We start from the raw sequence: 12712 nt of genomic DNA, 5'->3' as shown, positions 1-12712 counted from the left end.
CGCAAGCAAAATGAACAGGGGAACGTTTTAATCAGTGGTTGGCGGTATAGCGTACCCGTGTGCTGTATATGGTCTCGAAGGAAGCACTGCCTGTGTTTGCTTGCTCGTTGAATAACAGTTTATTTGCGATCTGGTTCTCAATATGTATGAAAAAACCTCTCTTTTCAGAGAGGTTTTTGGTGAATCTGGTTATAAGCAGAAGTGCTTAATTATTGCCAGTCAGGCCAATAAGCGCTTCTTGAGTATCAGTAAGCTTTTTGTTGTTTCCGTCTAGCCCCAGCTCTTTGCGTGCTTCATCTGCAGACAGACCAAGATGACAGCGTAAGATGTCAATCGCTACCTGGTAGTTTTCGTGATCGGCCATCATTCCTCCTTGATAATTGAATACCATGCATCATCACTAACGAAATACGACAATAGAATATCCTAGTCTTAGATACAATAAGACCAAAGTCTAAACTAATCTGGTCTTACCACTTCTCTGTGTTTCATCTTTGCCGTTGGTCTGCCAATTACGTTGTGGTGTATTCATTTGATCAATGAGTACGTTTCCTATGTTAAGCCCCAATTAAAGCTGAATCTATTATCATAAGGAAGATTGTTTAATAGTATTGGGTTGTTTAATAACAAAAATGAAACGTAACAATTTTTCACTTTCACTTGTTTTCTGTTTCAACGACCATACTATACATATCAATAACAAATGGATGATGCCTCCGTTGCCCTAATCATGGGGATAACAGGGGAACAGCACCTTCTTTTCTGGAGAAAGAGTATTTTATGAAGCGTATTGCATTGTTTTTGGCAACTAACCTAGCTGTAATGCTGGTTTTCAGCGTTGTCTTGAACGTCGTTTATGCGGTGACAGGCATGCAACCGGGTAGCCTTTCTGGGCTATTGGTGATGGCTGCCTTGTTTGGTTTTGGTGGTTCATTGATTTCACTGTTCATGTCGAAGTCAATGGCTCTGCGCTCTGTGGGCGGGATGGTTATCGAACATCCGCGTAATGAGACTGAACACTGGTTGATGGAAACCGTTGCCCGTCAGGCACAACAGTCAGGTATCGGTATGCCAACGGTCGCTGTTTACGACTCTGCCGATATCAACGCCTTTGCCACTGGCGCAAAGCGTGATGATTCGCTGGTGGCAGTGTCGACAGGTTTGTTGCATAACATGACCCGTGACGAAGCCGAAGCAGTATTAGCACATGAAGTTAGCCACATCTCAAATGGTGACATGGTAACCATGACCCTTATGCAAGGTGTGGTGAACACCTTCGTTATCTTTGTATCTCGTTTGGTGGCTGGCGCGATTAGTGGTGTCAATAACAGCGACGAAGAAGGTGGTGGCGGTAGCTACATGACCTACTTCATTGTCTCTTCTATCATGGAAGTTCTGTTCGGTTTCTTGGCGAGCATCCTGACTATGTGGTACAGCCGTCACCGTGAGTTCAAGGCCGATGCAGGTTCTGCACACCTAGTGGGTAAAGAGAAGATGATTGCTGCACTTGAGCGTCTGAAGATGAGCCACGAGCCTCAGCTTGAAGGTTCGATGATGGCTTTTGGTATCAACGGTAAGAAGTCACTCTCTGAGCTGTTCATGACGCACCCACCATTGGACAAGCGTATTGATGCGCTGCGTCGTGGTGAGCACCTGTAAGTAAATTAAAAGCAACCAATGACTGTTGCTTCAATGATAAAAAAGCCTCCGGTTTCTGACCGGGGGCTTTTTATTTGCTGATAGGCTTTTACAATCGTTATGCGACAGCGGGCTGGCGAACAATTGGCTTGTCGTTGATCGGAATATGCAGAAGCGCGGCAATGAGGGCAAACGCAACGGTTGACCACCAGATTGGCTCATAGCTGCCGTAGTAATCGTAGATGCGACCACCGAACCATGCACCAAGGAAACTACCGACTTGGTGGGTGAAGAAAACCAATCCGTATAGTGTGGATAGGTAACGCGGGCCAAAGATCTGGCGAACCAAGCCAGAGGTTAGTGGCACGGTACCTAGCCAGCAAAAACCAATAGCACCTCCGAAGATCGCAGCCGTATCTGTTGTTACAGGTAAAGTAACAAAGGCTGCAATAACCAAGGTACGCATAATGTACAGGGTAGACATCACATAACGCTTGTTGAATTTGTCACCCATCACTCCCCAGAAGTAGCTACCGAAGATATTGAAAATACCTACATAGGCCAGTGCCATGGCGGCAGTGGAGCCCGGTAACCCTTTATCTGCTAGATAGCTTGGCAGGTGAGTCGCAATGAACATAACGTGGAAGCCACACACGAAAAAGCCCATATGAATGAGCCAGTATCCACGGTGGCTAAAAGCTTCTTTTAACGCTTCTTTCAGTGTTTGCTTCTGCTCTGATGGTGCCGTTGAGGCTGTGCTTTGTTTGTTGGCTTTCATGAAGAATGAGAACGCCATCATCAGCGCACACAGCATGGCGAACACTTGTAGGGCGGTTTGCCAATCGAATTCACTTAGCATGTATTGGGCTCCCGGGATCACCGCGAACATACCGAAAGAGCCAGCTGCGGTAGTCAGACCGAAGGCTTTAGCTGTATGCTCAGCGGGGACTACACGCGCAACGGCACCCAGTACGATAACGTAACTAGTCGCACTTAAGCCAAGGCCAACCAATGCGCCGAGGGAGACAAATAACCAGCTTGGTTCAACTGCAAGAGAGGTGAGGTACAAACCTAAACCATAGGCAATGGCACCGGTCCAGATCACTTTTTGCGCGCCCCACCGGTCGGCAGCCATGCCGACAAACGGCTGGAACACACCAAAGAGTAGATTTTGAACTGCGATAGCCAGACTAAAAAACTCACGGCCAGTATCAAAATGCATAGAAATCGGCATCATGAAGATACCAAAAGACTGCCTGATCCCTAGGCTGATAATTAGTGTTCCAATGCCCATCCACACAAGCAGTGGAAAGCGAAAAATACTCATTGTTAAAGTCCAGTCAAAGTGTGGTCATTTGAGTTTTGCTGATGGCAACCGCCGCTCATGGCATGCTCAGCCAACGAGTCCAACAATGGCTGGCAGTGGTGAACCGCGATCAAGGTCAGAGTAAGCAGCAGTACCATACGCATTAATTGGGCTGTGAGTGATTGTGAAAACATCAGTGCCTCAAGTGCAAAAAAGAGCGGGGATGGTAGTGGAATTCAACCTATGACACAAATGAGAAAATAACAAAGATACTATGCATAATATGCATGCAGCACTGACCCAGAGCCTTACTGGGTTGTGAGGTTGATGTTCTTGTTTCAACAGGACAAACTGTAACACGGCTTAGTGATGATAATGGGTTGAGCTTATTTACTTGGATGAGGCCTTAGTCGGTAAATGGTACCAGAGTCGGCCGAGAAATATAGCCAGCCCTGCTCGTCTAACACCAGTGCTCTGATCCGCTCGTCCAATTCTTCAAGTAATCGCTCTTCATTTTCTAGTTTTCCAGTGTCAGTAACGCTCACCCGGTTTAAATGGCGCAGTTTCAGTGCGCCACTAAATAGGTGACCTTGCCAGTTGGGAAATGCGGTACCTCTGTATAGCAGTAGGCTACCCGGAGCGATGGAGGGGATATATACCTTGAGTGGTGAGATGATGCCGTCTTTCTCGGTGCCTTCCCCGACAGCAATTGGCCCCCAGTATTCTTTGCCATGCGAAATCTTGGGCCAACCATAGTTTGCGCCGGCAGTGATTAAATTGATTTCGTCTCCGCCACGAGGTCCGTGTTCATTGGACCACAGGCGATGGGTTAGCGGATCGAACTGCAATCCCTGTGGATTGCGGTGGCCGTAGCTCCATATTTCCGGTAAGGCGTTGGCGGTATTGACAAAAGGATTGTCTTTAGGCACAGAGCCATCGAGGTTGAGCCTCAGGATGCTGCCGGCATGGGTAGAGAGATCTTGCCCGTTAGGCCGGTGTGCCCGATCACCGATAGAAAAAAAGACGTGTTCCTCGTCATCGAAAGCGATACGGCTACCGAAGTGACGAGAAGCATCGCTGAGTGATTGAGTGAACAATAAATCTTGCCACTGTGTTAACCGGCGACCTTCTAGTTGAGCACGGGCGAGGGTCGTTGCCGCCTCTCCGCCCTTGGCCTTGCTATAGGTAAAATAATACCAAGTTTGAGCAGCATTGTTGTCATTAACGATCGTCAGTTTCGCGACATCTAACAGCCCACCTTGGCCGTATTGGCTGATAGCGGGTTGTCCAGAAACATCTTGTATTGTGCCGTTGGCTGGATCAAGGAGGCGAACAGTGCCGTCGCGGTAGGTGATCAGTAATTGATTGTTGGGGGTGAATACCATACCCCATGGCACACCATCGGTTTGTGCGATTTTTTCGACGACGTAGTTCATCCCTTGACTACTGCCTTGAAGTGCAACAGCTGGGGCCGAAATAACCTTGGGTGCCGATGTTAAGCCGATACCGCATAGCAGCGTGATGAATACAGAGTTTACCGTGGCAGATAAAGTATGACCTGAAATCATGAAGGCTCCTTCCTCTATTCATTAGGGTACAAGTAGTGTAGCAGTTTGGTTCAGGTGTCTCCGGTCAGAGGGATGATTTGTCTCGCAATGATCGTAGCCAGTTGCCTTAGCCCGCGTTGCCAGGTGTCGTCTTCGCGAAAGTTGGCAAAGCTTAAGCGTAGGCAATGGGCATAGCGCTTGTTGGTGCTGAACATGCTGCCAGGTAATACGCTGATCCCTTGTTTTAGTGTTTCTTGGTAGATGGCTTGGCTGTTTACCTCTTCGGGTAAGATGAGCCAGCATAGGAACCCACCAACTGGCTGAGTAAGATGATATTGTCCCTGTAGTTGCGGATAGTGATCCAAGGCTTTGGTTAGTTGCCGAGAAAATAGCTTTTGTTTTTTAGCATAGCTGCGACGAATTTTTCCAAGATGCTGACGGTATTTTCCCCCTTCAAGGAATTGGGCTACGGCAGAGTGGATTAGGTTGGGGCTGCCCATGTTGTCAGTCAGTAGTCTTTTTTCAATCACAGTTTGGTATTGTCCGGCAATGACCCAGCCGATACGAAGACGGGAGTCCAGGGTTTTCGATAAAGAGTTGCAATAGATCACCCGATTATCTTGGTCGAGGGTTTTCAGTGGCAGGGGACGTTGCTGATAGGCTAGCCCACCAAAGACATCATCTTCGATGATCGGGATCCCACTGGTTATAGCAAGAAAGCGAAGCCTATCAGCCGTCGACATCACATACCCGGTGGGGTTGTTGAAACTGGGGTTGATCAAAATAGCTTTGACTGACCATTCTTTAAGAGCTTGCTCTAGGGCATCAAGGTGGATCCCCGTTACTGGGCTAGCTGGAATTTCGATCACTCTCAGGCCAAGAGATTCCAACAACATCAAGTTACCAAAGTAACTGGCAGATTCGACTAAAACAATATCACCAGTAGAGGTGATAGCTTGCAAGCTCAGGCTGATTGCTTGCTGGGCACCGTGGGTTAACAGCAATGATTGTTTGGAGGTGGTAATACCCAGCTCTCGGTTTATTCCTACTAATTGTTTCAATAACAAATCGTTGCCGGGGGGGAGCTGGTAGTGACTGGGGATATGGCGTTGATAGCGACTATGACGGCCAATCTCAGCATACAGGCTATTGATGGCAGGGAAGTCTGTATCAGGATGAGCTGAGCCCATCGGCAGTACCTCACGGGATATTGGTAGCCCCATAATTTTCTTGCTCAAGGACATTAAATCGACAAAACCGGGTTCTGGTACTGGCTTGAGGCTGGTTGAAGCTATGGCGGATGTATTGACTCGGTAGCCAGAACGAGCCAGAGCGGTGATTTTCTGGTTGGCCTCAAGTTGCTGGTAGGCACGGATCACCGTGTTTTTGCTTACTGACAGTTGTTGACTCAGATCCCGAATAGACGGCAAGCGCTCTCCGGGTTGAAAATTTTGTTTATCAATGCGCTCTGCAATCCATCGATATACATAGTGGTATTTTGTTTTCAACTGGCTATGGCTGTCATCCATTCATCTGTACCCTAAAAAATACACAAATCTGTCCCTACCAAGTTTTTTGTACCCCTATAAAGTAAAAGCTATTGAGGGAAAAAGAAAGTGAGAGGGTCATGATGACGCGTTTTATCCCATTTTTGTTTGTTGTGCTTTGGAGTTCCGGCTTTATTGGCGCAAGGTTGGGTTTACCCTATGCTGAGCCGGCGACATTCTTGCTGTTGAGGATGGTGGCGAATATCACCGTGTTCTTGTTGCTGGTTGTTACTCTCAGAGTCCGAGTCCCCACCGGGAAGGCAATGGCCCACTGCATGGTCGCAGGGTTACTGATCCACGGCTTTTATTTGGGAGGAACCTATTTTGCCATTGGTTTGGGTATGCCTGCAGGGCTGTGTTCGCTGTTGGTCGGGTTGCAGCCGATAGTGACCGCCGTGGTAATGTTTGGTTGTGTCGGAGAGCGTATGCGGGCATCACAGTGGGTTGGACTCGTCATTGGTTTTATCGGGATTAATCTTGTCTTACAAGGCAATATGGCTTGGCACCAGGACGGTAGCCGTGAGATGGCTTATCTCTTCACACTCTTGTCTTTAGTGGGGATCACCTTTGGTACCTTATACCAGAAAAAATTCTGCCAGGGGATAGATATGGTGGGAAGCGCGGTGTGGCAATACAGTGCGGCTGCATTACTGTTCTTACCGGTGGCATTGACGACCGAGACTATGGAAGTTAACTGGACCCCGACATTTGTGTTTGCTTTGAGTTGGTTAGTCTTGGTGTTGTCAGTCGTGGCGATTTTACTGTTGCTGTACATGGTTAAGCATGGTGAGTCATCTAAAGTCGCCTCGACTTTTTATCTCGTGCCGCCAATGACCGCTTTCCAAGCCTGGCTGATTTTTGGTGAAAGTTTTGATGAGTTGGGTGTTGCTGGGTTTGTTTTGGCCGCCGTTGCCGTGTTCCTTGTTACTCGAAAACCGAAATTACCAAAGTCGGAGACATATACAGCATCAGCTAAATCGGCTCCCTAATGTGAAGGAGGCGCAACTTGCCTCTCTATTCCTATGTAGTTAAGTGAATCCAGCTCTATGTATATATGGGGTGGCAGAATATTGAGTGTATGCATAATGTAGAGTAAAGCTCACTCGTTCAGCCTGCATTAATTGAACGTCGTTTAATTGGTTGTCATTATGAAATTAATGTTCGGGGTTGAGGTTGCATGATTATGAATAGTGTAATAACGACAGGTTTGTTAGGTATGGCTCTAGGCTGCTCGTTACTTGTTGTCAGTCTGGAGCAAGATGGACCGCAAGCTGGTGAAGGGAGTCGGAGTCAAAGTTATGCTGCTCAGAGTCAGTCTCAAAGCCCGTCAGTACAAATCCAGCAGGATTACATCGCTGAACTGTACAGGGCACGTGAAAAGCTTAAAATGTTAGGTGAAGAAAATTCTGCACTGTTTTTGTCGATCGAAAATGCCATTGCTATTAATGAAGAATTGTTTGATGACGCTGGCTATTGGCGGGCTCATTACCTGAGCCCTTCTTCGTAGAGAAACGCGTTATGTACTTGTTGGAGCCAATAAATACGGAGAAAAGATCTCCCTTACATTGACTTTTGCTTTGAGTCGAGCAGCCAGAAGGTAAAGCCCACCTAATTTACGGTGGAAGAATATTGCATCCGCAGGTGGGGCGTGCCAGTAATTCTCCTTCATGCTCAGTGCGCTGCCTGCATCTCGAATACGCTTAGCTAAGTCGGTTTGGCCGAAGTCAAACACGCCTTCTGTCATGATCGGTTCGCAGGCTTCCAAGCAAAGATCAATCACGGCACTTTGCTGTGAGGGGGTAATTGGTTGGCTGAAAAAGCCGATTTGTCGTAGCGCATCACTCATACACGTTTTGTCGTGATAAAGGGCGGCGCTAAGCAGTTGTTGGTACCCTTCTGCAACATGGGTGGGGTAGGCACGAGTCGCCCCGAAATCTAACAAAACCAATTGTTGGGTCTGTTCTTTGAATTGGAAATTTGCAAAATTTGGATCGGTTTGTACCAGTTTGAATTCAAACATTTCTTTGAACAGCAATTCGAAAGCAAGCTCCACGACTAGGTCACGGGTATGCTGCGGCTGATCCGCCAGTGACTCCACTGGCAAGCCGTCGACAAATTGCATGGCAAGGATGTTTTCAGTCGTCAACTGATCGAAAACAGAGGGGACGAGGTAACGAGAATCATTAGCAAGGTGCTGTTGGTATTGCTTGAGTAATGAGGCCTCGAGTTGATAATCGGCTTCAGCATGAAGCTGCTGTTTTGCCTCTTCTAGCAAATCTTTATAATCGACATCCTTGGGTAATAGACCTGATACCCGTAGTAATGTCGCGACATTATCGACATCACTGTCGATACTTTCTTTTATACCTGGGTACTGGATTTTCAGCGCTATCTTTTCGCCATTGAGGTTAGTGGCTGAATGAACCTGACCAATTGAAGCTGCTGCAACGGGGTAGAAAGAGAAGGTTTGGAACCTGTCTTGCCAATCAACCTCCCATTCATCCTGCAGGACTGCGTTGAGTTGGCTGATGGGCATGGCTTTAGCTTCTGCCCGCAAACGGGCGAGCAACTCAGTCAACTCGGGGGGTAGCAGGTCGCCAGCGTCCATAGAAAGTAGCTGCCCCACCTTCATTGCCGCCCCCCGAAGTTGAGCTAATTGCTCTGCGACACGCTTGGCATTGCTTGGGGTAAGTAATAACTCACTGGCTTTGGGGCGGTTTCCCTGGGCGAGTTGTTTAACCCCTTCGGTGACCATGCTGCCAGCAACACGCGTTGCCAATGAACCTAGTTGTCCCAAACGAGAGAGGCGCCCTTTGGGGACTTTTGCGTATTCTCTTGCCGTACCTGGCTTACCTTTGTTAATCATCATCTCCGATTTCATATTGAGCTACCCACGAAACTGAATACATATAATTACGTGCGGTCAAGGCAGTTAGTTCATAGAACAAGAGTAACGAGAACACTGAGGAAGGAAGAAAGATATTAGGGTACGAAAGGGGCGAAGGTGCTGTATTCTTTGCACGATGCAATAGATGATTAAAGGCCAGCAACCGGTTGCTGGCCAAAACTACGCAATGCCAGGCTTATCGCATCGGCGATGCGATAAGGAACAGCAAGCATCATACTACTTTTTAAAATTAAGAGCATTGAATGCTTTTGCACGCTTTTCAGGCAATTTAAAATAATCAGGAGCTTTAGCGTAGATAACCTCTCGACTGCTATGTCGAAAAAGCTCAACGGCTGTCGAGGTTAATGTTATAACCTTATCCGCTTCCATGCCTAATAAAGACATAATTTCCGCAGGAAAGCTTGGGCGAAGAACCGATGCATGAGGAAAGTGCACAGTATAGTCCGTTTGATCCGCTGGATGAGGTTTGATAATCAATTTTGACTCATCTATGTCTAAGTTTTTAAGTAGAGTCTTATAGCCATCAACCTTACTCTGCTCAGAATAACCCGAAATAACTTCATTCAAAGGTTGCGTGAAGAGTACACTGTAACTATTGTCGAAGCATTCAAACTCATTCGCATCAACATCAAACAATTCAAGTATCTGGGCTCGCTGCTCTTCAGTTTTTTCTGCCCACAAAGCATTTAGATCAAGAACTTCGATCTTTTCTTTGAACTCAGCTTTTACTTCAATGTCTTGGCTGAGATAAAACTTTCCAATTTTAGAAATTTTCGTGGCTTCTTTGAGAACGAGTCGACTCAGAAAGCGATTTAACACGCTTTTATTCTTTGGACCGTTAGCCAGTTCCACATGAGTTGTTCCCACGCCGTCGTCAATTTGAACTCGGTCTATGTTTATCAAAGGGTTGTTTATTTCACGTGCATTGCCAACACAAATATCATAGCTTCTAAAAATCTGCTTTTGCTCAATCTTTCTCTTAAAGTACCGAATCGGCGCTTTATTCAACTTAGGTATTACCCTAGGCAAATAATGGTAGGAGCATGCTAATACGTTTACAGTGTTTGCCATTCGCTTCACGCAGTTCAACGTAAATCGATTCCCCCAAAAGATATAATCACTATTTTGCCAGTCATCATCTAAAAGCACATAAATGAACAAACTAAAATAGGTATTTTCGAAAACGATTTTTTTCTTGGCTGGTAAAAAAGACATAAAATTAATCCATCAACCCCAGATATTGCTTAGCCACCACTTCTGATGCCACTTTGCTTTCAATACCACAATCAGTCAAGTCTATCGTTCTTGACAACAATAGATCGGCTTTTTGGGCCAGTTTCTCTGGATCACGTCTCGGCACCAAATATTCAGCCAAATTATCCAATAAAATCTCCTTTGGGCCATGTGGGCAATCAGTGCTTACAACGGGAGTTCCACATATCAGAGACTCAATTAAAACTGTTGGAAGTCCTTCAAAATCAGAGCTTAATAACATTCCTTTAGCTGCTCTAATCCATGGGTAGGGATTATACTGAAATTCTGGGATAATCAAGCGATCTTCAACACCGTATTTTCTCGCCAGTTTCCTTGCTTGCTTGGGCTTATGGCAAAGCAAAACAATAGGGAGATTGTTTTCCATCTTTGATAAAGATGCAAAAAGGATGTCATGTCTCTTTTGTTGTACAAAACGCCCAATATGAATCCAATACTCGCCACTAGGAATTTCTGGGTTAGGTTCTAGTGACTTAGATACAATATCCTCAATATCAAATGGGTTGTATATTGTGGTGATCGATGCTGGTTTAATTCTACCCTTAGTTCTAATCTCTTCTTCAATACCTTTTGAAACGGTGATCAAATGGTGGCCATTAAGCGCTAGTTTTGACCTGATTTTTTTTACATATTTTAACGGCCCCAACATTGCGTGTCTTTTGAGCTCTTCTTCCACTGATGCGTGTATAACAAAAAATAATGGTTTAACTGATGTTCTGGACATCAATAAATTTGTTTTGTCTAGGTTAGACAAAAACAGGTCAAATTGGCCGACCTCAGATTCGATTTTCGCAATTTTTTCATTTAGTTCATTAGCGACCTTATCGAGGTTGAATAATCTGTTAAGCCTTTTGTCATTACTCTTAAAGAGGTAATGAACATTGATTTCTTTAGGCAGATTGTAGATATTTTCCTCAGATATCAAAAGAAAATGTGGTTCATGACCAAGTGTCAACAACTCATTTGCCAGTGATAGCATCACCTTCGGCGCTCCGCCTTTAGATAACCGATCAATCGCGATAGCTACTCTCATACTCTTACTATTTCCAAATTACTCACAACATATCCAAAGTTGATGTCTAACAAAAAGTGCAAAATGCATATGATACCGCCTCTAACTTCAAATTTCTGTGGGGTTAGGGGCTGTTATCTTTTTATGGTTGAATTCTCTTCGATGGAGACGTCTAGTCAAAAGCGTGTGAATCAAGGCAAGAAGTGTACCGACTAGCCATTTTAAGTCAAACACCTCTCAACAAAGAGTAAACGCTTTTTGCCACCCATTTGGGCAGCACTTGAATTCCTTTTTACAGCGTTAGTGGCTTGTCAGATAGAACAATTACAGTTCAAAGTCTTTACTGTATATAAATAGCCTACAAGTAGCTGCAAAAAATGGCTTCAAAGATCAACAGTTACGAGTTACCAACTCGTTATAATTTGTTCCATTTGTGTTGTTTGGTATTTAAAATTAAAGCCCCATCCATGTCATCATGCTCACCTTGGGCGTTACTGCCTAGGCTCTGCATTTCAAGCATCAGATCTTGAAGCTCATCTCATTGAACTACGAAGCTTAAACGTTAAAAATCAATGCTTTATTTGGAGGTGTCAATTGCAGTACTATATGAGAAGATAAATATTACGATTCATACAAGTCACCAAGCCAATCAAAGCATTTAACTCTTAACCTTATCAATTGTAGTCTTAATGAAGACTTACCTATACGCTATGTTCCTTTTAACTGTTGCTGAAGACTTAACATCCTGTTTTCGTTAATTTCTTCAGTCACATCCATGTATCGATGCCAACCAAGGTAATGCTCTAAGTATTTCGTCGCTACTCCGTGGAATCGTTTCATCCAACCCTTTAGGCGGCTGTGGTAAGCGTTAACATTCTGAATGTGAAACACTTTATCTATCACCCTGATCCCTGCTGATACATTCAGCCTTTTATGGATCAAATCATTGCGTAGGCTTATGGCGACATACGGTTGCAAGCCATCGGTGCAAAGGACACTATCTTTTTGCAGCTTTCCCTTCAATTCGTTGGCTAATGCCTCTTCTGAAACATTAGGGAGGAGCGCTTCAAAGGTATGTTTACCTCGATCACGAACGGTGAGGACTGGAACCCAATCTTCTTTGGAGCGGCCACGCTTCGATGCTTTCATGCCCCGTATTCTGGGTTTTCGTGTCAGTGTCCTTGAACCTTTCTCTGAGTATGCGAACAATGTTTCATCAGCTTCGATAATTCCTTCAAGTCCTGATGCATTAAGGGTTGTAGGTAATTCCAGAAATCGGTGTCGCCAGCGGAATGAGGTCTTGAGATTAATACCGCACTCTCGGGCGCTGACACGAAGCACTTTGCTCTCCAGCATGCATTTCATGTAGTGACCCCATTGTTCTTTGTAATGAAGACGAGCCAACGGTGTCCCTGTCGTAGCCATAAAGGTTTTCAAGCAATTCTTACAGCGATACCGTTGCATGCTGTTCACTTTTCCGTG

Annotated in this window: 12 protein-coding genes; 3 read left to right on the top strand and 9 right to left on the bottom strand. The window is 45.4% G+C overall.

Annotated features, from left to right (window positions below; genetic code table 11):
- Window positions 1-205 precede the first annotated feature (205 nt).
- Window positions 206-367 (bottom strand): hypothetical protein, encoded by a 162-nt coding sequence (locus NHN17_RS04090; protein ID WP_255040957.1) that lies wholly within the window; start codon window positions 365-367, stop codon window positions 206-208.
- 413 nt (window positions 368-780) lie between these two features.
- Between NHN17_RS04090 and htpX the strand changes: the two genes are divergently transcribed.
- Window positions 781-1659 carry a protease HtpX gene (gene htpX / locus NHN17_RS04085; RefSeq protein WP_255040862.1) on the top strand — a complete coding sequence of 293 codons (879 nt, stop codon included), beginning with the start codon at window positions 781-783 and terminating at the stop codon, window positions 1657-1659.
- A gap of 97 nt (window positions 1660-1756) precedes the next feature.
- Here htpX and NHN17_RS04080 read toward each other — a convergent pair whose 3' ends face one another.
- The 4 genes from NHN17_RS04080 to NHN17_RS04065 all read right to left on the bottom strand — a co-directional run bounded on the left by NHN17_RS04080 (window position 1757) and on the right by NHN17_RS04065 (window position 6020).
- Window positions 1757-2965 carry an MFS transporter gene (locus NHN17_RS04080; protein ID WP_255040861.1) on the bottom strand — a complete coding sequence of 403 codons (1209 nt, stop codon included), beginning with the start codon at window positions 2963-2965 and terminating at the stop codon, window positions 1757-1759.
- Between the two features lie 2 nt (window positions 2966-2967).
- Window positions 2968-3138, bottom strand: coding sequence for a hypothetical protein (locus NHN17_RS04075; protein WP_255040860.1), 171 nt, complete (start codon window positions 3136-3138; stop codon window positions 2968-2970).
- Between the two features lie 192 nt (window positions 3139-3330).
- A complete protein-coding gene (locus tag NHN17_RS04070; RefSeq protein WP_255040859.1) occupies window positions 3331-4512 on the bottom strand; it encodes a PQQ-dependent sugar dehydrogenase in 1182 nt (393 codons plus the stop codon).
- Window positions 4513-4562: 50 nt separating this feature from the next.
- On the bottom strand, window positions 4563-6020 hold the full coding sequence (locus NHN17_RS04065) for an aminotransferase-like domain-containing protein (RefSeq protein ID WP_255040858.1): 1458 nt from the start codon (window positions 6018-6020) through the stop codon (window positions 4563-4565).
- A gap of 98 nt (window positions 6021-6118) precedes the next feature.
- On the opposite strand from NHN17_RS04065, the gene NHN17_RS04060 reads away from it, so the two are divergent.
- Together NHN17_RS04060 and NHN17_RS04055 are read left to right on the top strand one after the other, a co-directional pair.
- Entirely contained in the window at window positions 6119-7027 is a 909-nt protein-coding gene (locus tag NHN17_RS04060; protein WP_255040857.1) for a DMT family transporter, read from the top strand.
- Between the two features lie 194 nt (window positions 7028-7221).
- Window positions 7222-7545, top strand: coding sequence for a hypothetical protein (locus NHN17_RS04055; RefSeq protein WP_255040856.1), 324 nt, complete (start codon window positions 7222-7224; stop codon window positions 7543-7545).
- 9 nt (window positions 7546-7554) lie between these two features.
- Here NHN17_RS04055 and NHN17_RS04050 read toward each other — a convergent pair whose 3' ends face one another.
- From NHN17_RS04050 to NHN17_RS04035, 4 genes are all read right to left on the bottom strand, one after another.
- Window positions 7555-8919 carry an ABC1 kinase family protein gene (locus NHN17_RS04050; RefSeq protein ID WP_255040855.1) on the bottom strand — a complete coding sequence of 455 codons (1365 nt, stop codon included), beginning with the start codon at window positions 8917-8919 and terminating at the stop codon, window positions 7555-7557.
- A 243-nt stretch (window positions 8920-9162) separates the two neighbouring features.
- Window positions 9163-10161, bottom strand: coding sequence for a glycosyltransferase family 52 (locus NHN17_RS04045; protein WP_255040854.1), 999 nt, complete (start codon window positions 10159-10161; stop codon window positions 9163-9165).
- 4 nt (window positions 10162-10165) lie between these two features.
- Entirely contained in the window at window positions 10166-11251 is a 1086-nt protein-coding gene (locus tag NHN17_RS04040; protein ID WP_255040853.1) for a glycosyltransferase, read from the bottom strand.
- A gap of 687 nt (window positions 11252-11938) precedes the next feature.
- A partial coding sequence (locus NHN17_RS04035) for an IS1595 family transposase (RefSeq protein WP_255040852.1) occupies window positions 11939-12712 on the bottom strand: 774 nt, incomplete at its 5' end.

Source organism: Photobacterium pectinilyticum, assembly GCF_024357955.1.
Taxonomy (GTDB): Bacteria; Pseudomonadota; Gammaproteobacteria; order Enterobacterales; family Vibrionaceae; genus Photobacterium; species Photobacterium pectinilyticum.
The sequence above is the reverse complement of the archived record's forward strand: the minus strand, read 5'-3'. Positions and strand labels throughout refer to the sequence as shown.

Coding starts and splice junctions, on each gene's coding strand:
- NHN17_RS04060 (WP_255040857.1), top strand. CDS start 6,119: ATGATGACGCGTTTTATCCCATTTTTGTTTGTTGTGCTTTGGAGTTCC.
- NHN17_RS04080 (WP_255040861.1), bottom strand. CDS start 2,965: ATGAGTATTTTTCGCTTTCCACTGCTTGTGTGGATGGGCATTGGAACA.
- NHN17_RS04070 (WP_255040859.1), bottom strand. CDS start 4,512: ATGATTTCAGGTCATACTTTATCTGCCACGGTAAACTCTGTATTCATC.
- NHN17_RS04045 (WP_255040854.1), bottom strand. CDS start 10,161: ATGTCTTTTTTACCAGCCAAGAAAAAAATCGTTTTCGAAAATACCTAT.
- NHN17_RS04065 (WP_255040858.1), bottom strand. CDS start 6,020: ATGGATGACAGCCATAGCCAGTTGAAAACAAAATACCACTATGTATAT.
- htpX (WP_255040862.1), top strand. CDS start 781: ATGAAGCGTATTGCATTGTTTTTGGCAACTAACCTAGCTGTAATGCTG.
- NHN17_RS04050 (WP_255040855.1), bottom strand. CDS start 8,919: ATGAAATCGGAGATGATGATTAACAAAGGTAAGCCAGGTACGGCAAGA.
- NHN17_RS04075 (WP_255040860.1), bottom strand. CDS start 3,138: ATGTTTTCACAATCACTCACAGCCCAATTAATGCGTATGGTACTGCTG.
- NHN17_RS04090 (WP_255040957.1), bottom strand. CDS start 367: ATGATGGCCGATCACGAAAACTACCAGGTAGCGATTGACATCTTACGC.
- NHN17_RS04040 (WP_255040853.1), bottom strand. CDS start 11,251: ATGAGAGTAGCTATCGCGATTGATCGGTTATCTAAAGGCGGAGCGCCG.
- NHN17_RS04055 (WP_255040856.1), top strand. CDS start 7,222: ATGAATAGTGTAATAACGACAGGTTTGTTAGGTATGGCTCTAGGCTGC.